This is a genomic window from Epilithonimonas hungarica (assembly GCF_900102265.1).
GTDB classification, from domain to species: domain Bacteria; phylum Bacteroidota; class Bacteroidia; order Flavobacteriales; family Weeksellaceae; genus Epilithonimonas; species Epilithonimonas hungarica.
Window position 1 is genome coordinate 1444133 of the sequence record NZ_FNBH01000001.1, and the last position, 23526, is coordinate 1467658.

Below are 23526 nucleotides of genomic sequence, written 5' to 3' on the forward strand. Positions count from 1 at the left end.
TGTTTAAAATTAATTATGTGAAAATTTGTAAGCACAAATAATTATCTAAGAAAATTATTTTTCTCTCAGATTAAGCTGATTTAGCAGATTTGTTTTGCGTATAAAATCTGCATAATTTGCCAAATCTGCGAGATTTTAAAATTTTAAACAGACTCTTTGATTCACTAAAAAACACAGAATATGAAATACCTTTGGATGACTTTAGCCGTAATTTTCTTATTTCTAGGCGTTTTCGTCTGGTGGAAATATTACTTTGTTTTCGGAGAAGGCGTTAAATCCGGATATCTCAATTATGCCGTCAACAAAGGAAATATTTTCAAAACTTACGAAGGAAAATTGATCCAGGAAGGCTTTGGAGCAGCAAAACCTGGCGCACCGATTGGCAGTAACCAATTCGAATTTTCTATTGAAAACGAAGCTGTTTTCAAACAATTGGAAATGAATAGTGGGAAATATTTTGACCTCCACTACAAAGAATATCACGGGACTTTGCCTTGGCGAGGAAATACCGTTTATGTTGTCGACAAAGTCCTCAATATGAAATAAACAATAAAACCTTTCAGATCTGAAAGGTTTTATTATTTTAAATTAACAGTAATATTAATGAGCCTTGTCAAGGTTCAAAACCTTGACAAGGCTGAATACTAATTAACCTGAATTCGGGATAAGGGACTTATTTAAATAATTGTATATCAAATACAAATGCACTATCAATAGCGTCGGGCTTTAGCCCGATGTAAAGATTGTAATTCAAAATCGGCTTCAGCCGAAATTTATGATAAGTTTTAGCTAAAGCTAATCTTCTTTTTCAATCTTTAAAATGGGCTAAAGCCCATTCCTATTGATATTATAAAACTTCTCTTATCCCGAATTCAGGTTAATTATTCATTTCCAACAGTTTTCCTTCCCAAGAGACTAATGTATGACGATGGCGAAACTCCCGTGACGTCTTTGAACACTTTTGAGAAAGCATAAGCAGATGAGAAGCCGGTTTCTTCTGCCAGATAACTAACCTTGTATTTTCTGTATTCCGGGACATTTTCTATTTTTTCTACAATGTAGTTGATGCGCAGCGTGTTGATATAACTGCTGAAATTATCGGCTTTATGCTTTTTGATGACTATGGATAGGTATGTCGCATTGGTATTGAGCTGGGATGTGATTTCCCTTACTGCGATTCCTTTCTCGTTGTAGCGGTGCTCTTTTTCAAATTTTTCCAGCCCTTTTAGCAGCCTCATCTCTACATCTTCGCCCAGGTTTTCGTTTTTAGGCTCTTCTTCGTTATTTCCTGTGATGTGTATGTTTTCTGTATTTTTGGTTTCTACCGTATGTTGCTCTTCTGCGTTTCTGTTCTTTCGGAATGCTTCAAAAGCAGCTTTTTCTCTCAGCCGTTTCTTTCTTTGCCAGCTCAGTATGATGAGCAGTGCGATGATGACTGCGCTAAGTCCGATAGCAACTTTATAGAAATTGGATGTTATTGATTTTTTCTCCTTATTTTCGTTTTTCAACAATTCGGTGGCAGTGCTGAGTCTTGATTTCTGCTGCCGGTTTTCCAGTTCCAGATAGGCAGATTTATATTCTTTCAGTTTATTTTTATCTCCTTTTAATTCGTACAGCTTTATAAATTGGGAGTAGAGCTCTTTTTCCTCATTTATATTGCCTTTTCCCAAGAAATTCTTTTCAGATCTTTTCAGATTGACCTCGGCAGAATCCACTTGCTTCTTTTCCAGAAAGAGCATTCCCTTTTGCAGGTAAGAGCTGCCGGACATATAGGCATTCTTTCCTTTGTTGATGGCGAGTACCTTGTCCAGTGCTGCAATGGCAGAATCATACTGTTTCAGCTCAGAGTAGCACATTCCTACATTTCCATATCCCAAAACGCTGGCCTTTTCCCGCAGCTCCTTATTTTCTATGGCCAGGTAGCTGGCGAGGGCCAGCTTTGCATACTTCAGAAAGATGCGGCTGCTGTCTTTGCCGGGTTCTTTGGTGTACAGGCGGTAGGTGTAGAGATTTCCCAGATGATGCTTTTCGGCATCGGTCTTTGGGTTTTTTATGATGTCGATGCCCTTTTGTATATGCTCTTTGGCAAGTTCATCCATACCCATTCTTCCATATTGCTGCCCGATAACGCCATACATCACGGCGGCTTCTGTCGGGTAGTTATATTTATCTGAAAGGTCAATGGCCACTTGGGCATATTTTAGTGTGTTTTGAGTTTCGTCTGCAGTAGAATAGTGGTAGGCAAGCGCTTCATAAGCACGGATGCTCACAAGATGGAGCTGTTTCTTTTCGGTTTCGTCTATCAGGGCAAGCAGTTTTTTCTGTGCTGCCTGCGGGCGGGTCTTCAGCTCTGTTTGATGCTGCTCCAGTTTTGCCTGGTAAGATTTTGGAATCTCCGGAATCTGGGCAAAGGACAAAGAGCAGATAAGCAGGAGTATAAAGAAAAAAAGGCGTTGTGTTTTCATAGTATGGCAAAGATAAAACATTAGGACAGAAAAATATCTTTTGATGGGTGTTTACAATAATTTAATATGGGCGTAAATTGCTTTTTAAGTGGCTGGTTATGAGTTTTATGTAAAGATTTTGGCTGCGGGTCTGTTTTGTAAAACACCCATATATAATTTCAAATTTTGTATGGTTTTTTTGGTTTTATGTATGCCAATTGGTTGTCTGTATGCGTGTAGTTGTTTCTCTTTGTTCTTTGAAAAAAGATTCTGGAAACACAAAAAAGAAAATTTATAATTGCCTGTTACAACATTTTAAAGTTATGTCAGAAACCAGCAAAACAACAGATAAATACTTAATTAACCTGAATTCAGGATAAGAGAAATTTCGTAATATCAATAGGAATGGGCTTTAGCCCATTTTTATTGTAAAAGAAAATGTATGGCTTTAGCCAAAACTTAGCCTAGATTTTGGCTAAAGCCTTATTATCTCTTTATTTATACATCGGGCTGAAGCCCGACGCTATTGATAATGCAACTATAGTTAATATACAATTACTTAAATAAATTATTTATCCCGAGTTGACAGGTGTAGTGTGACGCTGGAACCCCCCATTTATTACGTTCCGAACTCCACCAACGGGGTTGTACAACCTGAAAAATGGCGTTGCAGACCCCGGGTTCCACGTCCTGAACCCCAACAATGAGGTTGTATAACCCCGGCAATGGCGTTGCAGACCTCAAGTTTGGCGTTCCGAACCTATAGAATGACGTTGTATGACCCGGATGACGGACTTTGGAACGAGAAAAATGGCGTTAGCAGCAGATAATAATAAAAACAATAATAAAAAAAACAGAAAGAAATGAAGAAAATTTTTACAAGTGTTGCCATGATCGGGGCAACAATGGCAATGGCCCAGGTGGGTATTAACAACGAAGACCCAAAGGCGACCTTGGATGTCACAGCAAAGACAACAAACGGGACCAAGCCCGAAGGTATCATAGCCCCAAGGCTTACCGGAGACCAGATAAAAGCAGCAGATGCGCAATATCTTGCGGAACAAACAGGAACCATTGTCTATGCAACATCAGCTGTAAATGGAACGCCAGCCGGAAAAACCATCAACATTACAGCAGCGGGTTACTATTACTTTGATGGTGCCATTTGGCAAAAATTTAACAGTGGAGCTGCAGCGGCTGGCACAGAACCTTGGTACGATGTGGCTACAAACACCGGAGCTACTGCCAATACACAGAATATTTATCAAATGGGAAATGTGGGTGTTGGAATGACTACGCCAACGGCAAAATTAAATGTTGTAGATACGATTACAACGGCTATTGGATCTGCAACGAGTTATGCTTCACAGGATAATATTTTAACATTAAATCATACTACCGACCCTAACCAAAGTTTTATGGGAGAACGTTCCCAAGTAGTTGTTGATCCTTCTAATTCGACTGCATATACAAGAGGAGCCCTCTCTGGATTTTATAGAACACTCGATTATAGTGGAGCGAGCTTTGGTAATGTTTCTTCGAGTAAATTTTCTGGACCGAGTCTTAAAGGATCGCAAAGTGAAGTTATAAAGGGCGGAACTGGATATGTGAATTATGGGTCAGGAATCTCTTCTGAATTCAGGGTAGAAGGAGGTGCTACTGTGGGAAGACTACAGGGGATTAGAAATATTACAACAGCTTTAAGTTCTGTAAAACAGCCATTGGTGATTGGAGTTGACAATTTTTTATACTTTGGTGAGACTGCCGGTGCAGGAATAGAAACATACAAAGGAATAAACCTGTCTTACTGGGGTAATATGCCTACTTTTGCAACTACGGTACCTGTTGATAATTTTTATGGTATTTACCTTGATAACAGTCTGGCGAATGTTAATTCCAGTAATAAATGGGGTTTTTATGACGACTTAGGATTCCCAAGTTATTTTAAAGGAAGAGTGGGTATCGGGACTAATGCGCCAAGCAATGCCTTACATATAAATGCTACAAATCCGGTTCGTCTGGAAGGTTTGCAGGCTGGTGCAGCTACAGATAATGTAGTAGTTGCAGATGTAACAGGTGTTTTGAAAACAGTGCCGGCAGCTTCATTAGGTGGTGGCTCATCAACAGAACCTTGGTATAATGTGACTACTAGTGCAGGAGCTACAGCTAACAACCAAGATATTTACCAAATGGGAAAAATCGGGATTGGCACTAAACCTACAGATGCCTATCTTCAGATTAATAATATTGCTGATTTTCCTGACAAAGTACAGTATCGATTTACACCAAATGGTTTGGGGCTTAGAGCTACCAATCCACAAAGGGCAGGGGTAATATTAAGCCAGGTAAATGATGTGACTGCAACTTTTAATGATGCCTCAACTTTAAGATTTGAGAGATATAGAGGCACCCAAACAAATTTACTGCCTTTATTAAACGGAGATGCAATTGGGACTATTGATGCTCAGGGAACCGTAACTCCTAATGTTGGACAAACTGGAGCAAGAATAGCATTTGCGGCAGATGGAGATTGGAGTACTACAAACCGTAAAACACATATTATTTTTGCAACAAATACTAACAATACAGACGTTACAGAAAAAATGCGTCTTTCCGGTCAGGGCTATTTGGGGATAGGTACAACAACGCCACAAAACCCATTGCATATTATTTCAAGCGGCAACACAGGAGGCATAAGAATAGACGATGCCAATGCTTGGAGTGCAAAACTGGAAACAAATTATTTAACATTCGACAGACCAGGTCCTGCTTTCGTACTAAACACTTCAACTGATGCAGCCGCTATGATGAGACTGGGTGTTGGCTCTAGTATCCCTTCTTCACCTAGGAAAGGGATTACAATATTGCAAAGTGGTTATGTCGGTGTTGGACAAGCAAGCCCACAAGCACCACTTCATATTGAAAAGGTAACCGCCTCAGACATCACTCCTGTGATTATTAAGGATTTACCAAGTTATGCATCGGAAGCTGCCGGAGCGGCAGATGCAGCATTGCCAAGCGGAGGTCTGTACAAAGTGACAGGAAGTAATGTTTTGTATGTGAAACCGTAATAGTTGATTTACCCGATAGCGCGGATTTGTAATCCGTGCTTGTTAATAGCATAGTCACGGATTGCAAATCCGCGACATCAGAGATTTAGACGACTGATTGTAAGTCTTTTATCTTTTCTCTATTTTCTTTTCTCTACTCATTACATTTAAACAAATTCTAAAACCTACAATCTATGCCCTTTACCAACTTTGATGCCCGCCATTTCTCAGCAACCGAGAAAACAGCCACCAATACCGCGATAACCAGTCTGGAAACAGCACTTGCCACCAAGCTAGCCAACCTCTCCCCGGAAGAGAGACAGCAGTACGGCAGCGTGAACGAGCAGAATAAGCTCATCATCAACAAAGTGAAAGACTTCCGCGATACCCAGCCGGCACTCAGCAGCCCGGATGTTGACTGGACGGAGTTTGCCAACGACCATGATACCAGGCTCTACATCCAGAACCTGATCCAGCGGTTGGAGAGCCTGCTGGATGGTCTCAAGAACTCAAAAATCCTGCACGACTGGGACAACTATCAGGCAGCACTCAACGATTATGAATTTGCCAAATACAAGAACGGCACCAGTGCCACAGGCTATGAGACCAAGGTAAATGAGCTAAAGCAGTTCTTTACCGGCGGCCCCGTGGGTAGTACCACAGAACCGCCCAAAACGACAGAAGAATAAAATCTAAATTTTTAAATAACCTGAATTCGGGATAAGAGAAGTTTTATAATATCAATAGGAATGGGCTTTAGCCCATTTTAAAGATTGAAAAAGAAGATTAGCTTTAGCTAAAACTTATCATAAATTTCGGCTGAAGCCGATTTTGAATTACAATCTTTACATCGGGCTAAAGCCCGACGCTATTGATAGTGCATTTGTATTTGATATACAATTATTTAAATAAATCCCTTATCCCGAATTCAGGTTAAATAATTAGTATAGGCTGTCCCGAGATTTCGGGGCGGTTTTTTTTTAAAATCTCACCGAAAACTATTCCCGTGCTTCATTCCTCATAAACCAAATCTGCCGTAGGCGGGTTGCCACCAGTGCTTCGTCCTTTTTTTTATTTTTAATGGAATCGGCGAATCTCGTTCCTCGATTTTCAAGGGAGGGGAATATATGTGTGCGTAGTTCCCCTCTCTTTCATGGGACGAAAATTCCCGTCTCTTAACCGGAGCGAAAATTCCCCTCCCTTGGAGGGGTGGCAAAAATTTTAATTTTTGACGGGGTGGTTTCTTTTGACGGAATGGTTTATAAACCCAACATTAATACGTTCCGCAGTACTTATATCCCGGTACTGATGTATATTAATACGATGTAGTGCGTATAAAAAGTAGGTTAGGAAGGGAATAGACAAATTTAAGATTTTGGAAACAAAATCTTAAATCAAAACCAATTGAATCTGTAAATTTGCTTTTTGTTATTATTACAGATGTCGGAATTAAAGAAAATCAGAGAAAAACAAAATCTAACTCAGGAAGAATTGGCTGAGAGATCCGGGCTTTCCGTGAGAACAATCCAAAGAATCGAAGCTGGAACAGAACCAAAAGGTTATACTTTGAAAACTTTGGCCTCCAGTCTTGATGTTTCAGAAAATGATTTATTAGCTCCAGATGATCCGGTAGAAGGATCTGTTGCAGATATATCAATTGTTGAACAACCAATTTCAATAATAGAAAATGAACCAATTGAAAATCTCGGTTTAATTAAAATAATCAATCTTTCTTCGCTTCCGTTATGTTGGTTTCCGATTGCCAATTTTCTCCCACCTTTGTTGATAATGCTGATTTCAAAACACAGATCTCCAATCATCAAACAGATTATTTCGCTTCAGGTCATTCTGGCGATTATTGCCCCGATTATCTTTTTTCTTGTTGCTTTTTTAAAGCTTGGAAGTGAGTCTGTAATGGTGACGATGATTTCATTGGTCCTGGCAAATGTCTATATTATCCTTAGAAACGCTTACGAGTTAGATAAAAAACAAAGTCTTTATTATAAATTGAATTTCAGTATTTTATAGATCTGTCGGGAAGTTGTCGGGTTTTTGTCGGGCTGTTTTTTTGAATTAAAATCAATTAATTCTGAACCTTTGTCAAAAATTAAAACAATGACAAAACAACTCGGGATCATCGTCCTAATTCTATTATTCTCTGTCGAAAATCTTACTGCCCAAATCGATAAAAGGTCACCTTTGTTTCTGGAACTCAAAAAACAGGACAGCATTTTCTTCGAACGTGGTTTCAACCTTTGTGATATCGCTTACTTGGAAAAGTCGGTGGATGATAATCTGAAATTCTATCACGATAATGGTGGCTTTCAGGATAAAAAATTATTCTTGGAAAGAACAAAACAAAATATTTGTGGAAATCCCAACCAAAAACCGATCCGGAAAGTTATTGAAAACAGCCTGGAAGTTTTCCCATTGTACAACAATGGAGAATTATACGGCGCCATCCAAACCGGAGAACATCGTTTTTATACCCGTGAAAAAGGTAAAGAAGATGTATTGGGCGGTCAGGCAAAATTCACATCGGTCTGGACAAAGAAAAACGGAAATTGGTTAATGAGTGACGTTCTGAGCTATGACCACGGCGAAGCTAAGTTAGACGGAACCGATGACAGCATCGAACAATTTTTGAAGGATAATCATATTCCGACTTTAGGCTTGTGCGTGATTGAAGATGGAAAATTGACACAAATAAAAGTTTATGGAACATTGAATGGTAAAACTTCTGCATCTTATAATAGTCTTTTCAATGTCGCTTCTTTAACCAAGCCTGTAACGGCAATGACAGTTTTACGTTTGGTAAGTCTCGGTAAATGGAATCTTGATGAGCCGCTTTACAAATATTGGACAGACCCGGATATCGCGAAAGACGCAAGACATAAAAAACTGACAACAAGATTGATATTAAGTCACCAGACAGGTTTCCCAAATTGGCGATGGATGAATAAAGACAATAAATTGACCTTCGAATTTGAACCGGGGACAAAATACCAATATTCAGGAGAGGGTTTTGAATATCTGAGAAAGGCCATCGAAAATAAATTTCATAAAAGCCTTGAAGAATTGGCCAAAGAACTCATTTTCCAACCACTTGGGATGAATGATACGAGCTACATCTGGAATGAGAAAAAGGATGCTGACAGAATTGTTATCGGTTTTGATGAGAATTTAAAGCCTTATGACATTGTAAAAAATAAAACGGTCAATGCAGCAGATGATTTGACCACGACCGTAGAAGATTACGGAAAATTTTTGGTGGCTGTGATGAATAATGTATTGCTTTCCAATCCAATTTTTGAAGCGATGAAGACCAAACAAGTTGACACTAAAAAAGATAAATTTTTCGGTCTTGGCTTTGAGATCTATGATTTGGGAAACGGTGAAACTGCTTTGTCACACGGCGGTTCCGACAAAGGTGTGAATACAATTGTTTTTCTTTTACCAAAAACCAAACAAGGCCTCATCATTTTTACCAATGTGAATGACGGTTATAAAATTTATGGTCCGCTTCTCAAAAAATATCTTGGAGATAAAGGTGAAAAAATAATTGAAATCGAAACCAGGTAAACCGACTTTTTGAAGTCTGAAAATGAATAAAACAGTTACAGTTAATAAATTTTAAATGTAATTGTTTTTGTTACAATTAAAATTTGTTCTAAATTTGCACAATGAACAACACAAGATTTGCAACCGCCATCCATATTTTGACGCTTCTTGCACAAAACGAGCAGGAATGGTTAACATCCGACTGGATTGCCGGAAGCGTAAACGTAAATCCTGTGATTGTCCGCAAAGAATTGATCAATCTGAAAAAATCAGGTTTGGTGGAAAGCCGGCAAGGAAAAGAAGGAGGTGTAAAAATTGCCAAAAATCCTGAACAGATCAATATTTCTGAAATTTATGAATCAGTAAAAAATACAGAAGTTCTAGGGAAGAAGAATCAAAATCCCAATCCGCTTTGTAGTGTTGGAAAAGACATTAACAAAAATCTGAGTCTTTTATTCAACGATACGGATGATCTGGTTCTCCAGTTTTTGAAAAAGAAGAAACTTTCAGATTTTAGTGATCAATTCAGGTAAAAATTTTTAATCCGAAATGTAACAAAATATATTACAATTAATTAAAATTTATTATAATTATGAACAAAAAAGTAGCAGTAATCGGAGCAACAGGCTTCGTAGGAAAACAAGTGGTGAATGAATTGTCAAACAGAGGTTACGCTGTAAACGCCATTGCAAGAGACAGCTCAAAAGTAGAAAAGAAAGACAACGTCACAGCAACCAGTGCAGATGTGAACAATGTTGAAGAATTGGCAAAAGTTCTTGAAGGAAGTGATGCTGTAATCAATACCTTCAACGCAGGCTGGACAAACCCAAATCTTTATGATGACTTTTTGAATGGTTCCAAAAACATCGAAAAAGCAGTTGAAAAATCTGGTGTTAAGAGATTCATTACCGTTGGCGGTGCAGGAAGTTTGTTCATCGATGGAAACCAATTGGTAGATGGCCCCGATTTTCCAGCAGATATCAAGCCTGGAGCAACAGCTGCCAGAGACTATCTGAACGAAATCAGAAAGAATGAGACTTTGGATTGGACTTTCTTTTCTCCCGCAATCGAGATGCATCCTGGAACAGCTGGTATAAGAAAAGGGACTTACAGAACGGCTTTGGAAAATCCGGTTTTTAATGAAGAGGGAAGAAGCATTCTTTCTGTGGAAGATGTTGCTGTGGCTTTGGTGGACGAATTGGAACAAAACAGATTCGTCAGACAACGTTTTACGGCAGCTTATTAAAACTCGATTTTTATATGTAAGCGAAACCCTTTCAAAATTTTGAAAGGGTTTTTTATGTTTTTTAATCTAAAGTCTGATGTCTAATATCTAGAATCTATTTCTCATAAACCAAATAGCCATAAGCAGGAAGACTTACATCCGAGCCTTTTATGAACTCAGTTTTGCTATTTGTAAATACATTTTTATAACCTCCTGTCGAATTGTCATCTTCCAGTTTGAAATTAACAGAATCTTTGGTTGTATTAATAATAACCAGAACCTCACGCTCTCCATTTTTTCTAAGATATGCTAAGATCTTATCATTAGCGGTGGTGTTGATCCAAAAGGTCGTAACAGCTGGGTCGCCACCTCTTAATGCAGGATTTTCAGATTTCAAAGCGAATAAGGTTTTGTAGAAATCTTCCAATTCATATTTTCCATTCCAAGGAATCGGGTCTTTTTCGAAGAACTCCAGACGCTTGGTTTTCATAGGTAATTCCTGACCGTTGTAGAGTAGAGGAACGCCATTCCAAGTAGCAGAAAAAACAGCTAAAGCCGGTGCGAAATCTCCATATTTCTCATATTCTGTTCCGTTCCATGAGTTTTCGTCGTGATTGCTCGTAAACCAAGCTCTCATAGAATTATCTCCAATCTTGGAATATTGTTCCAAGAGGTTTTTGAGGTCAGAAAGCGGAAGATTTTTCTTGTAAAAATCCTCAGAAAGGTGCATCCATTTCCAGCTGTAACTTGCATCGAAAACTTTTCCATAATCCGGATTTTCCAACTCATCGAATTCTCCTAAGAAGAAAAGTGGCTTCAGTTTTTCAACTTCCGGTCTTGCCTGCTGCCAGAAATCAACTTCTACCCAGCTTGCCAGGTCACAACGGAATCCATCGATGTTGGTTTCTTTTACCCAATATTTCATCGCCTCTATCATCGCCAGACGCATTTCTTTATTAGAATAATCCAACTCGATGATATCATCCATTCCACTGGCTTTGTGGAAGCTTCCATCTGCATCTTTCTGGTAATATTCCGGATGCGTTTTTGTCCAGACGTGGTCCCAACCTGTGTGATTTGCAACCCAGTCAATAATCACTTTGAATCCCATTTTGTGAGCTTCATTTACCAAATGTTTGAAGTTTTCCAATGTCCCGAACTCCGGATTGATGCTCGTATAATCATAAGCAGCATATTGGCTTCCCAAGCTTCCTTTCTTGTTGAGCTGGGCAATTGGTGTGATTGGCATGAACCACAGTGTTTCTACACCCATTTTTTTAAGTCTCGGAAGCTCTTTTTCGAAAGCTGCAAAAGTTCCTTCAGGAGTGTATTGTCTTACGTTAACTTCATAGATGTTGGTGGTGCGTTTCCATTCTTGTGGTAGTTCCATTGTATGATTCTGGGTTTTACAGGATAATAATAATGCGGCGATTGCCGGTAAAAGAATCAGTTTTTTCATTATAAAAAAAATTTCTCTTGAATTTGTAAATCTTATAGTCTATTTTGTAAATGTAATGAAAATAAAAAAGCCCGAAAAATTCGGGCTTGTTAATATTTTATAAAACTAGGATCAATCTTCATCATCATCTTCGAAGATATCGTTGTATCCTTCATCTTCTTCGTCATCATTATAATCGTCATCTTCATCTTCGAAGCTTGTTTCTTTGAATTCTGCATCGAAATCTCCAAAATCATCATCCATAAATATGGCCGATCTTTTGGAAGATTTACCATTATCACTTCCGTTTTTGCTTGGCGCTTTCAATGGCACATTCCCGAATCTGTAAACTGTAAGTGGATAATTGACTGCAGTCTTTTCATCTACGATCTCCAATAATTCGCAGAAAAATTCCCAAAGTTCTATAAACCCATACTGGAATCTCATTTTGCTCCCAACAGTGGGGAAACCTTCCGGCAAATAGATGTCTGACATTATTTCGCCATCGCCATCATCACTCATATCTTCCAGAGGAATAGCATTTCCTTCATTCCATTCATCATCAGAAAAATAAAAAGAAGACAACTCCTCACCCGGTAGATTGAAGGCACTTTTTATACCCAGATGCAGATTCCAAAGTGTTTGCTTTTCTTTGACCTCGATGTCTCGGAAGATTGTCTCTTTGGCGTCTAGAATTACTCTTACCTTATAAACCATTTTCGTTTTACTTTAAACTTTATATTACCTTGATTAATGTTGCAAATATAAAACAAATGAAATTCCATAAAAGTTTATTGGAAATTTTTTTTCAAAAAAGTTTTTTTTAAATTCAGCGCATCGGTTGATGTCTATCGATGTATAAAAGCGGGTTTGTTCTTTTTGATTTTTCCAAGAAAGGTTTCGATAATTTGAATTTGAATTTTGTTCCGGAAAGATAAACGCTTTCTACGGAAATACTCTGCTTGTGGGCTTCCATAATGTGTTTCACAATTGCGAGACCAAGACCTGAACCGCCTTCTTTTCTGTTTCTACTGGATTCTACACGATAGAAACGTTCAAAGATTCTCGGTAGATTTTCTGGTTTGATTCCCATTCCGTTGTCTTCCACAGAGATATGTATGCTTTTCATTCCTTCTCTTGTTGAAACAATGATCTGTGCTTCTTCTCGATTGGCGTATTTCACAGCATTAGAAATTAGATTGATCAAGACCTGAGAAATTCTTTGTTTGTCCGCAAACACAAAAAGCTGAGATTGTGTGGTCTGTAGCTGCATTGTCATAGAATGTTTTTCTGCATCCATTTCCAGAAGGTCAAAAACTTCCTGAATCAAATAATTAATATCAAAAGTAGAATATTTGAGCTCAATTTGTCCGGCTTCAAAACGATTGATCATATCCAGATCCTTTACGATATTAAGGAGTCTCTCAACAGACTTGTCAATTCTTTCAAGATATTTGTCTCGTATGTTAAGGTCTTCCACACCACCTTCTCGTAATGTTTCTATATAACCTTGAATCGAGAATAATGGAGTTTTCAGTTCGTGGGAAACGTTTCCGATATATTCTTTCCGGTAGTCTTCCATTTCCTTCATCATATCGATCTCGGCATTTTTCTGATTCATCTCGTGAACTTTTTCGCCAAGTTCCTTGAACCCAATATCTGTATCAAAATCGTGGATAATATCTTCAGGAAGAATATTTGTGATCCTCCTGATCTGATTCTTGCTATAAAAGCTGAATAGAAACTCTAAAACAAAATAGTTGAGAATGAATACAAACCATAAAGTAAATATCAGAAAATAATTGAAGTCCTTGGTTTTGAAATAGACATCATCCGTATAAAACTCGAAAAGCAAGACAACACCACCTACAACACCTACCAATAAGAATGATGCGGTAACAGATAACCAATTGATCTTTAAAGAATTCCTAAATCTCATCTCAAAAAAAAGATTTTCTTTTTAGAAAATCTTAAACTACTAATTTATAACCTATTCCTTTGAGGGTCTGTATCGTATTGATGCCGAGTTTTTCTCTTAATCTCCGGATGTGGACATCGATTGTCCTTTCTCCCACGATCACATCATTTCCCCAGACTTTTTCCAAGATCTCTTCTCTTTTGAAAACTTTCTCTGTGTTGGAAGCTAAAAGATAAAGCAGATCGAACTCTTTCTTTGGTAGCAAAAACTCTTCCTTACCTTTCGATACTTTGAAATTATCTTTATCAATGATCAGGTCACCAAGTTCTATATAATTTGAATTTTCCTGAGAATTAGCGCCCATCTGCAATAATGCAGCAACTTTTGAGACCAAAACTTTTGGCTTGATCAGTTTTACAATATAGTCATTGGCACCAGCCTGATAGCCTGCTAATTGAGAAAACTCCTCACTTCTTGCTGATAAAAATACGATCAAAGTTCTTTGTAATTCTTTGATCTTGCGAAGGTCCTGACAAGTTTCGATCCCATCTTTTTCAGGCATCATCACATCAAGGAGAATAAGGTCTGGTAAGATCTCTTTTGCCTTTTCTATACCTTCGTTTCCGTTTCCGGCGGTAAAGACTTGATAACCTTCTTTTTCCAAATTATAAGAGATGATTTCCAGAATGTCCTGCTCATCATCAATTAAAAGGATTTTTTTACGATTCATTTCGATTTATTAATTATCCCAAAATTAAAAAAAAATGAACTCTGTATCACTAAATGTTTAAAGTTCACACAAATTTAACATTTACAAAATAAAAAAGTTACGTTTTAAAAGAATTTTTGACATCAATATTTATCTATTTTTATAAGGTAAAATCGTTTTATTTTTTGAGGAAATTAAGTTAAATTTGCACTTCACGTTTCAGATTATGGAAGAAGAAGAAAAAAAATCACTCAATTTTATTGAGCAAATTATAGAAGACGATCTGGAAAACGGTTTAGACTCATCTAAGCTGCGTTTCAGATTCCCACCGGAACCCAATGGTTATCTTCATATTGGTCATACAAAAGCCATCTGTATCAACTTTGGGCTAGGGCAAAAATATAATGCACCTGTCAACCTTCGTTTCGATGATACCAATCCTGCAAAAGAAGAACAGGAATTTGTGGATTCAATTAAAGCTGATATCGATTGGTTGGGTTTCAAATATGATCAGGAATTATATACTTCAGATTATTTTGAGCAATTATATATCTGGGCTGTTAAAATGATCAAAGAAGGGAAGGCCTATGTAGATGAGCAATCTTCCGAAGATATTACTGCGCAGAGGAAAAATCCTTTTGAGGCAGGAATAGATTCACCTTTTAGGAATCGTCCGATAGAAGAAAGCCTTGAGCTTTTTGAGCAAATGAAGAACGGAGAATTCGAAGAAGGTGCGATGAGTTTGCGTGCAAAGATCGATATGGCTTCTCCGAATATGAATATGCGTGATCCCGTGATGTACAGAATCCTGAAAAAACCGCATCACAGAACCGGCGAAAAATGGAAGATCTATCCGATGTACGATTGGGCACACGGGGAATCTGACTATATCGAACAAATTTCGCATTCGTTATGCTCACTGGAATTCGAGAATCACCGTCCACTTTACGAATGGTATCTGGACCAGGTTTATGATAATGAAAGTGTTGCGCCAAAGCAGAGAGAATTCGCAAGGATGAACGTTTCCTATATGGTAACATCCAAAAGAAAACTTCAAAGATTGGTTGCAGAAGGAGTAACAACTGGTTGGGACGATCCAAGAATGCCTACCATTTCGGGACTTCGAAGAAAAGGGTACACTCCCACGGCGATCAAAAACTTTATCGAAAGGGTGGGTGTTGCAAAAAGAGAAAACCTGATTGACATCCAATTGTTGGAATTTTCAGTAAGGGAAGACCTTAATAAAGCGGCAACCAGAGTAATGGCGGTTGTAAATCCAGTTAAGCTGATCATCGAGAATTATCCTGAGGATAAGGAAGAATGGCTGGAGACGGAGAACAATCCTGAGGATGAAAATGCAGGAACAAGAGAAGTTCCTTTCTCAAGAGAGATCTACATCGAAAGAGAAGATTTCAAAGAAGAAGCTGATAAGAAATTTTTCCGATTGAAATTGGGTGGAGAAGTCCGATTAAAAGCGGGTTATATTATCAAAGCTGAAAGAGTTGAGAAAGATGCCAACGGCGAGATCACAACAATCTATGCGACCTATGATGAAGATTCAAAATCGGGAAGCGGAACAGAGGCAAGTCTTAGAAAAGTGAAAGGAACGCTTCACTGGGTTTCTGCAAAACACGCTTTACCGATCGAGATCAGAACTTACGAGAGATTGTTCACCACAGAACAGCCGGATGCTGAGAAAGAGGTAGATTTCATCCAATTCATCAATCCTCAATCGCTAAGAATTACTTACGGTTTTGCGGAACCAAGTCTGAAAAATGCTACTTTGGAAGACCATTATCAGTTCCAGAGAATTGGATATTATATAAAAGACAGAGATTCTTCTGATGACACTTTAGTATTCAACAGAACCGTTACGCTTAAAGATGGTTATAAACCATAATTATAAAAAAAATAAAATATTAAATTGAAAATCAGGCTTTTGTCTGATTTTTTTTGTTTCGATGTAATGAAAATTATTCTGCCGTTGTCTTATCTCCAAGTAAGATAAAACTATGAAAACTAAATTTGGAATTCTTCCATTGATCTTTTTCTGTGTGCAGTTATCCGCACAGAAAACTGTCGCTTCAGATAGTATTTCGAGGAAAAAATTACAAGCTATCAAGAAAGACCAGACTATCAAAATAGACGGAATTCTGGATGATGAGATCTGGAAAAATGTACCTGTTGCCAGCAATTTTGTAGAGCGCCAGCCTAACAACGGAAGACCACAGGCAGACAGTTTGAAAACCGAGGTCAAATTCCTTTACGATGATACTGGATTATACATTGCTGCTCAGATGTATGACCCAGAACCTTCCAAAATTTTAAAAGAATTAACGGAAAGAGACAATATTGCCAATGATGATTTTTTTGGGATAATTATCAACGGATATAACGACCATCAGCAGAGTTTGGAATTTATCGTGACCGCAGCCGGAGTTCAGGTGGATGGAAAATTGACCACTGAAAATGAAGATATGTCTTGGAATGCCGTTTGGTACAGCGCGGTGAAAATCAATGATAAAGGCTGGACTGTAGAAATGAAAATTCCTTTTTTCGAACTGCGTTTTCCTAAAAAAGACATACAGGAATTTGGTCTTAATATGATCCGGAAAATCAAAAGGACCAATACGATGTACGACTGGAACCACGTGGACAATCAAAAAGGGAATTATACTTTGTATGATGGCGTTTTGAATGGCGTTACCGAAATAAAAACACCAACCAGGCTCTCTTTCACTCCTTATTTTTCCACTTACGTCAACAGTTTTGATGGCAAAACAGAAATGAATGTGAACGGCGGAATGGATTTGAAATACGGGATCAACGATGCTTTTACATTTGATATGACCTTGATTCCGGATTTTGGTCAAGCCAATTTTGATAACTCGATTCTTAATTTGACACCTTTTGAACAGCAATTTGCAGAGCAGCGTTCGTTTTTTATGGAAGGAACGGAACTGTTTAGCAAAGGCGATATGTTCTATTCCAGAAGAGTGGGAGGAAGTCCGTCAAGATATCCTGATACAACAGAAAATGAAACGGTTACTGAATATCCTTCAAAAGTCAAATTATTCAACGCCTTTAAAATTTCGGGAAGAACCAAAAAAGGTTTAGGAATTGGGATTTTCAATGGTATTACTGAGAAAATGGAAGCCACGATTCAAGATAATCAAACCAGAGCTATAAGAAAAGAAGTTGTAGAACCCTGGACTAATTATAATGTTCTGGTTTTTGACCAGAGATTTGGAGGGAACTCATCGGTAACTTTGGTCAATACCAATACAACAAGAACCGGGGATTTCCGCGATGCCAATGCGACAGGATTGTTGTGGAATATTGCCAACAAAAATAATACTTACAATTATTATGGGAATTTCAAAGGAAGCTGGGTAATGGACGGTGATACTAAATTTGGCAATAGAGGAACCGTTGGAATTGGGAAATTTTCCGGCAAGAACAGATTTGAGGTTAATGCCAATTATGTGAGCAAGGATTGGGATATCAATGACCTTGGATTCTCCACAAAAACCAATTATGGAAATCATAACGTCTGGTACGGGTACAGAATTCTTCAGCCGACCGGAAAACTCAATAATATGTATCTGAATTTCAATTTGAATTACTATCACAGATTAGAATCGTTTCTGAACCAAAAATTGATCTTCAATCACAACAACTCATTTACGAATAAGAAATTCCAGAGTTTCGGAGGTGGAGTAGAGTTCACGCCGTATGGTGAGAAAGATATCTATGAACCAAGAACTTTCGGAAGATATTTAAAAGTTCCGGGTTACTTTGACAGCTGGCTTTGGTTTGAGAGCGACAGCCGAAAAAAGCTTCAGTACAATATTACGCTTGATTATTATGCCTACGACCAAAAAGGAAGAAACTACGTTGTTCCATCATTATATCTACGTTACAGAGCCTCGGATAAACTCAATTTGATTTGGAAGTTCAATCCGGTTTTCAGTAATAATGAAGTTGGATATTCCGGGAAAGATCCTGATAACATCTATATGGGAAGAAGACAGAGAAATACTTATGAGAATGCGATCACAGGTCAATATACCTTCAATGAGAAAATGACTTTGGCACTGGCTTTCAGACATTATTTTTCGGACGTGACCTATAAGCAATTTTATATTCTGGATAATGACGGAAGCTTAAATGCCAACACAGCATATAATCCGAGCCTGAACGGAACGTACAATTCCTGGAACGTGGATCTGCGTTATTCTTGGTGGTTTGCACCGGGTAGCCAGCTGACCTTGCTTTACAGAAATGCGACCAGCAATTATCTGGAAATTTCCAGAATGCGATTCAAGAATAATTTTGACGAGCTTTTCAGCACACCTATGATCAACAATTTTTCACTTAGAGTTACTTATTTCTTAGATTATAACCGCATGAAGAGTTGGTTTTAAGAAAGGGTTTTTAGAATCAAGATACAAGACTAAAAGACAAGATCCATTTCAAAGCTGAAATGGATTTTTTAATATCATTCATCATTTATAACTCATCATTAATTATAAAACATCTCTGATCTCCTCATTCTTTTGAAAAGTAGCTTTTGCAAAAGGACAAAGCGGGATGATCTTTAAATTGTTTTCCCGGGCAAATTCCACAGCCTGATAAACCATTTCTTTCCCGACGCCTTTTCCATTGTAGGCGGGTTCTACTTCTGTATGGTCGATTATGAATTTATCTGTTCCAGCCCAAGTATAGGTCATCAGTCCTGCCTGTTTACCGTCAAAGAGTGCGATAAATTCACCATGCTTTTCTCCGTTGTTTTGTATTACCTCTAGCATTTTTATTTGAGTTTTGTTAATATTTCTATATCATTGGTCAATATTTTATGAATGGGACAAGCGTCAGCGATCTTAAAAAGCCTGTCTCTTATATCCTCACTTACTTCCGTTTCTCCAAAATCTATGATCCTGCAAAATTGAGCTGTTTTGGTCTGCGGATAATTCTCCAGGTCTACTTCCACATTGATCATCGGGATTTCCCAGCCCTTTCTATCAATGTACATTCTTAATGTTGCTGCAGTACAGCTTGCCAAAGATGTTGCAAGAATCTCAAAGGGGTTGAAGCCTTTGTTTCCGCCACCTTTATCAACTGGCTCATCTGTGATAAGCGTGTTTTCTCCGGCAATTACTTCAGTATAATATTTTTCCGCTCCCAGGCTTGCCTTGACTTTTACTCCCATCATTAAGAATTTAGTTTATAGCTCAATGCACCAGAAGGACATTTTGATAATTGGTCTTTCAATTCTTCTGTGGTGGCATTTTCTGGTTTTATCCAAGGTCTGTCTTTCGGATTGTAAACTTTCGGAAGCATTTTTACGCAAACAGCAGCATGAATACAAACTTTCGGCTTCCAAAGGATCGTTATTTCTCCTGTATTATATTCGTGGGTTTCCATTATTAGATCTGATCTTTAAAGTTTTTGATTTTAGTATTAAGTTCACTCAGTAATTTTGGTTCAATAACGCCATTGTCCGAATCAAAATTCTCATAGAATTTCGGAAGAGAAAATGTCTCTTTGATGTCTGCTCCAAATTGTGGGAAAAACTTGGAAGCCTCTGCCATTACATTCCCACCTCCAAAACCTCCGGGCGAAGTTGTCATCAGGAACATTGGTCTATCCTGAAAAACTTTCACGTTAATTCTAGAGGCCCAGTCAAATATATTCTTGAAAGCCGCACTATAAGAACGGTTATTTTCTGCCAAAGAACATATGATGACATCAGAATCCTCTATATTTTTCAGAAATCTGTGTGCTTCTTCCGGAAATCCATTCTTCTCCAGATCTACTGAAAAAACAGGCATCAGAAAATCATTAAGGTCAATTAGATTAATTTCCTCATTGGGAAAACTCTTGAGGACAAATCTTACCAATTGTTTATTGATAGATGTCGAAGAATTGCTTCCTGCAAATGCGAATATTTTCATAGTTTGAATTTTTAAATAATTAAAGTTGGTCGTATCCACCGAATTTTTCGTCAACAATAGCTTTCCATTCCGGATGTTTTTTGATGTATGCAAAAACATAAGGACAAAATGGCAAAAGTTTTTTTCCGCTTTTTTTGATGTATTCCAAGGTCTTTTCTACTACTGCAACAGCCGCTCCGGTTCCTGCCAATTCTGGTTCAGTTTCTGTGTGAACCAATGCGATCTGATGTTCTCTTTCACCATAATTGATAAAGGCAAAATGTCCGTCGATTTCTATTTCGAAACGTTTTTTGTTTTCGTTTTTTACTAGAGGAATAGCTTCGAATTCTGTTTTCATATTTTATTTCTTTAAAGTTAGTAATTATTTGATTCAAAATTATAGAAACCAAAATTACTGTAAATTGATGTAGGATATTTTCGTGAAGAATTGATTTTGAACATAAAAAAAATCCTGTGAAAATTAATTCACAGGACTTCAATCAAGGTTAAAATTAAATAATTATCTGTTCTTTGGTGTTTCTTGGTTAAGCTTCATTTATAGAAGAAGCTTTTATAATATCTTTTATTTTTTCAAATTTTTCCGCTTCGGTATTGGAGATACTTCCGATCCTGTAATGGAAATTTCTGATTCCTCTTTTGGATTTGATACTTATCAGTAAAATACGATCCATGATTTCTTTGTCTATTTTTAAGGAAACAACCTTGTGTAAAGGAACTTCCAGAACGGGTCTTTTTAATTGTGAAAATAGATTTCCATATTTTACAGAGATGATATGCTCGGTAATTTCCAAAGAGAAAAGCTTGAGAGTTATCAATCTCCATGATGCCAATAAAAAGATAATGAAGCAAATAACGTACAGTGTTGTATCATTCATCTTTAAAAATCGGTCTGCGAAAAACAAGAAAATAAAGTCTAATAAGAGAATGAATGAAAATCCATACACCGCTAGGATGGTCTTTCTTCTGTTATTTATTTTCATCTTTTGAATTGTGTTTTGTAAGTGTCAAAATTACAGAGCCGTTCGACTCTGTAACTTGAAACTTAGGATTTCTTCGTTTGTGTTTTTACTGTCATTTGTATTTTTAGAATCTTTCGATTTGTGTTTTTTTTAGTATCTCTTACAGAGCCTTTCGGCTCCGTAAAAAGATACTTGATTTCCATCAATAGTGTTTATGAATGTGTTTTTGTGTTTTTTTAGTATAAATTGTAAAAGCTTTCGATTATATAATTTATACTTAAGATTTCATCATTTGTGTTTTTAGAATCTTCTGAGCTTGTGTTCTTTGTAATTATTATAATTTTTAGTTCTTATAATAATTACTCAAAATTTCATCATTTGTGTTTTTTATTTTCGATAAATTAGTAATTCATCATTTGTGCTTTTAGAATCCTATTTTCGATTTTTTTAACAATTATAATTGGCTCTTTTTGTTGGTACAAATTTACTAACATACAGAATTAGGGTAACTATAAAAGTCTTAGATATATATCGCTAAACTTGTAGATATTTATCTACAATTAATAATGCATATTGAAATAATATTTATTTCTATTTGGTTATTTTCTTCTCTGCATTAGAAGTTTCGTTTTGAATACGGGTGAATAAAATTTTTAAATTCTGAGGTTTTTCCATAAATAAGTTGATAATCATGCATTATTAGTCACAGAAATGTTATAGCAAAAAATGCCTAACAATTTTTTTGATTATCAGGACATTTATATTCGTGAACAATTTAAAACAATGGTTTATTCACCCATGTATGTAACAGAGATATTAGATCCTGCTCCAAACTTGTATATTTGAGTAAAACTACCTCTAACACTTAGCCTGTCTCCTATGTTGAAATAGGCTGTAGTTGCCGGACTGTGATAAATAGTGGGGGTTCTTTCACCATGTGCGGAAGTGAAACCTCCAACTATGCTGGTATTTTCATTTCTCATAATTGTTGTGATTGCTGTTCCATTGGTTTGGCCACTGGGGTTTGAATTGTTATCATACATTAAATAAACTAAAATTTGATAATAACCGGCTTTCTGAACTGTGAATACTCCTGTTGTAGAATTGTAGGTAAGATGCAACGGATTGATCTTTGGGACAGAATTAAAAACTAATGTTGTTGTGGCGAATTGGGCAAATGTACCCGTTACGGTTGTTCTTAATCCTATTGCCGAAAGAGTAGGGATGAACTGGTCTTCCAGACCTACCCAGCTTGGCGCTGCACCCGGTCCGTTGGATTGTAAAAAGTTTCCTGTCTCTCCAGCACTTCCTGCAGTATCTTTATTTCCGCCTACATTTAATTCGTTTGTAATTTGGATGCTTCCATTTACATGTAATGTTTTTTGTGGGGTTTCGGTATTGATCCCCACTTGAGCGAATGAGAATGTAGAAAATGTAATTGTAGCAATTATATAGAATGTATTTTTTTTCATTTTGATTTGTTTTTGAGTTTTTAATTTATTGGAATAGATTATCCTGTTCTTACATTGTAATTGATGAAGAAGTGTATTTTTTTCTTTTCGGAGATTTGAGTAATATTTTATACTAAAACCGGCGGAGGCCTAGTTACTGAATAGTTATTATGAGATACATCAACCTTCTCCTTCAAATTTCTCAGGCTATAAGAAGAATTCAAATATAAATTCTCAAAAGAGTTTTTTATAACGCCTATAATGATGAAGAATTTTGAGAAAGGTTTATTACTAATAATTGTAATAACTACGTCAGCAAAACGATTACCGGATAAATTCTTATCTGCCGGTTTTCCTGAAAGTGTAACACGCGCATATTGTTCTCTGTAGAAATCGGTTTCCGGTTTTTTTTGTGATTTTTTCTTGTTGTGCTTGCGGGTGATTTTGGCAACTTTAGTTTTCTGTTGACTTTTCTCTGCTGAAATATAAATAATATCGGCGTTAGTGTTCTCAAGCTGATGAATAGATGTGCTTCTTATGAGGTAAATTTTTGGTTTATCTGTTGCAGCTGCCGGTTTTGTAACAATTGAATCGGAAGAATGAATAAAAGCACTTTGTTTTACCGAGAACGTAGTATTGTTTTTAATAAATACCTGAGCGGATAGAGGATAAAAAAGAAAAGATATAAATATCACTAAAGTCAACTTCCTGAAAAAGAAAACAGATTTTAATGAAAAATTTATATGGATTCTTTTGTTTAGCATGTTGAATTGTTTTCATATATTTTATAGTGACTCTAAATCTTGAAGAAGAA

The 23526-nt window shown here is 37.1% G+C and carries 22 protein-coding genes; 9 read left to right on the top strand and 13 right to left on the bottom strand.

Annotated features, from left to right (window positions below; genetic code table 11):
* The first annotated feature begins 180 nt into the window (after positions 1–180).
* Entirely contained in the window at positions 181–546 is a 366-nt protein-coding gene (locus BLT30_RS06615) for a hypothetical protein (RefSeq protein ID WP_089872540.1), read from the top strand.
* Positions 547–881: 335 nt separating this feature from the next.
* On the opposite strand, the gene BLT30_RS06620 is transcribed toward BLT30_RS06615, so the two are convergent.
* Positions 882–2465, bottom strand: coding sequence for an AraC family transcriptional regulator (locus BLT30_RS06620; RefSeq protein WP_175487137.1), 1584 nt, complete (start codon positions 2463–2465; stop codon positions 882–884).
* 842 nt (positions 2466–3307) lie between these two features.
* On the opposite strand from BLT30_RS06620, the gene BLT30_RS06625 reads away from it, so the two are divergent.
* From BLT30_RS06625 to BLT30_RS06650, 6 genes are all read left to right on the top strand, one after another.
* On the top strand, positions 3308–5515 hold the full coding sequence (locus BLT30_RS06625) for a hypothetical protein (RefSeq protein ID WP_139166590.1): 2208 nt from the start codon (positions 3308–3310) through the stop codon (positions 5513–5515).
* 173 nt (positions 5516–5688) lie between these two features.
* Positions 5689–6183: a hypothetical protein gene (locus tag BLT30_RS06630; protein ID WP_089872547.1), complete on the top strand. Its 495-nt coding sequence runs from the start codon at positions 5689–5691 to the stop codon at positions 6181–6183.
* A 736-nt stretch (positions 6184–6919) separates the two neighbouring features.
* Positions 6920–7522 carry a helix-turn-helix domain-containing protein gene (locus BLT30_RS06635; protein ID WP_245707128.1) on the top strand — a complete coding sequence of 201 codons (603 nt, stop codon included), beginning with the start codon at positions 6920–6922 and terminating at the stop codon, positions 7520–7522.
* Positions 7523–7609: 87 nt separating this feature from the next.
* Positions 7610–9076: a serine hydrolase domain-containing protein gene (locus tag BLT30_RS06640; protein ID WP_089872551.1), complete on the top strand. Its 1467-nt coding sequence runs from the start codon at positions 7610–7612 to the stop codon at positions 9074–9076.
* Between the two features lie 101 nt (positions 9077–9177).
* Entirely contained in the window at positions 9178–9588 is a 411-nt protein-coding gene (locus BLT30_RS06645; RefSeq protein WP_089872553.1) for an Rrf2 family transcriptional regulator, read from the top strand.
* Between the two features lie 59 nt (positions 9589–9647).
* The gene (locus tag BLT30_RS06650) at positions 9648–10301 is read left to right on the top strand and encodes an NAD(P)-dependent oxidoreductase (protein ID WP_089872555.1); all 654 of its coding nucleotides are present in this window, start codon (positions 9648–9650) and stop codon (positions 10299–10301) included.
* 94 nt (positions 10302–10395) lie between these two features.
* Here BLT30_RS06650 and BLT30_RS06655 read toward each other — a convergent pair whose 3' ends face one another.
* The 4 genes from BLT30_RS06655 to BLT30_RS06670 all read right to left on the bottom strand — a co-directional run bounded on the left by BLT30_RS06655 (position 10396) and on the right by BLT30_RS06670 (position 14366).
* Positions 10396–11739: an alpha-amylase family glycosyl hydrolase gene (locus tag BLT30_RS06655; protein WP_089872557.1), complete on the bottom strand. Its 1344-nt coding sequence runs from the start codon at positions 11737–11739 to the stop codon at positions 10396–10398.
* 111 nt (positions 11740–11850) lie between these two features.
* A complete protein-coding gene (locus BLT30_RS06660; RefSeq protein ID WP_089872559.1) occupies positions 11851–12435 on the bottom strand; it encodes an IS1096 element passenger TnpR family protein in 585 nt (194 codons plus the stop codon).
* Between the two features lie 112 nt (positions 12436–12547).
* Positions 12548–13657, bottom strand: a complete 1110-nt coding sequence (locus BLT30_RS06665) for a sensor histidine kinase (RefSeq protein ID WP_089872561.1) — start codon at positions 13655–13657, stop codon at positions 12548–12550.
* 31 nt (positions 13658–13688) lie between these two features.
* Complete coding sequence (locus tag BLT30_RS06670; RefSeq protein ID WP_027382525.1) at positions 13689–14366, bottom strand: response regulator transcription factor; 678 nt, start codon at positions 14364–14366, stop codon at positions 13689–13691.
* Positions 14367–14571: 205 nt separating this feature from the next.
* Here BLT30_RS06670 and BLT30_RS06675 point away from each other — a divergent pair, with 205 nt between their 5' ends.
* Positions 14572–16245: a glutamine--tRNA ligase/YqeY domain fusion protein gene (locus BLT30_RS06675; RefSeq protein WP_089872563.1), complete on the top strand. Its 1674-nt coding sequence runs from the start codon at positions 14572–14574 to the stop codon at positions 16243–16245.
* Between the two features lie 112 nt (positions 16246–16357).
* Entirely contained in the window at positions 16358–18772 is a 2415-nt protein-coding gene (locus tag BLT30_RS06680) for a DUF5916 domain-containing protein (protein WP_089872565.1), read from the top strand.
* Positions 18773–18874: 102 nt separating this feature from the next.
* On the opposite strand, the gene BLT30_RS06685 is transcribed toward BLT30_RS06680, so the two are convergent.
* The 8 genes from BLT30_RS06685 to BLT30_RS06720 all read right to left on the bottom strand — a co-directional run bounded on the left by BLT30_RS06685 (position 18875) and on the right by BLT30_RS06720 (position 23476).
* Positions 18875–19156, bottom strand: a complete 282-nt coding sequence (locus tag BLT30_RS06685; RefSeq protein WP_089872566.1) for a GNAT family N-acetyltransferase — start codon at positions 19154–19156, stop codon at positions 18875–18877.
* 2 nt (positions 19157–19158) lie between these two features.
* Positions 19159–19557 carry an OsmC family protein gene (locus BLT30_RS06690; protein WP_089872944.1) on the bottom strand — a complete coding sequence of 133 codons (399 nt, stop codon included), beginning with the start codon at positions 19555–19557 and terminating at the stop codon, positions 19159–19161.
* A gap of 2 nt (positions 19558–19559) precedes the next feature.
* Complete coding sequence (locus tag BLT30_RS06695; RefSeq protein ID WP_027382520.1) at positions 19560–19772, bottom strand: (4Fe-4S)-binding protein; 213 nt, start codon at positions 19770–19772, stop codon at positions 19560–19562.
* A 2-nt stretch (positions 19773–19774) separates the two neighbouring features.
* A complete protein-coding gene (locus BLT30_RS06700; protein WP_089872568.1) occupies positions 19775–20302 on the bottom strand; it encodes an NADPH-dependent FMN reductase in 528 nt (175 codons plus the stop codon).
* A 19-nt stretch (positions 20303–20321) separates the two neighbouring features.
* Positions 20322–20639, bottom strand: a complete 318-nt coding sequence (locus BLT30_RS06705) for a GNAT family N-acetyltransferase (protein ID WP_089872571.1) — start codon at positions 20637–20639, stop codon at positions 20322–20324.
* Positions 20640–20826: 187 nt separating this feature from the next.
* On the bottom strand, positions 20827–21282 hold the full coding sequence (locus BLT30_RS06710) for a hypothetical protein (RefSeq protein WP_089872573.1): 456 nt from the start codon (positions 21280–21282) through the stop codon (positions 20827–20829).
* Positions 21283–22049: 767 nt separating this feature from the next.
* The gene (locus BLT30_RS06715; protein WP_089872575.1) at positions 22050–22733 is read right to left on the bottom strand and encodes a hypothetical protein; all 684 of its coding nucleotides are present in this window, start codon (positions 22731–22733) and stop codon (positions 22050–22052) included.
* A 107-nt stretch (positions 22734–22840) separates the two neighbouring features.
* Complete coding sequence (locus tag BLT30_RS06720) at positions 22841–23476, bottom strand: hypothetical protein (RefSeq protein ID WP_089872577.1); 636 nt, start codon at positions 23474–23476, stop codon at positions 22841–22843.
* Between the last annotated feature and the right edge of the window lie 50 nt (positions 23477–23526).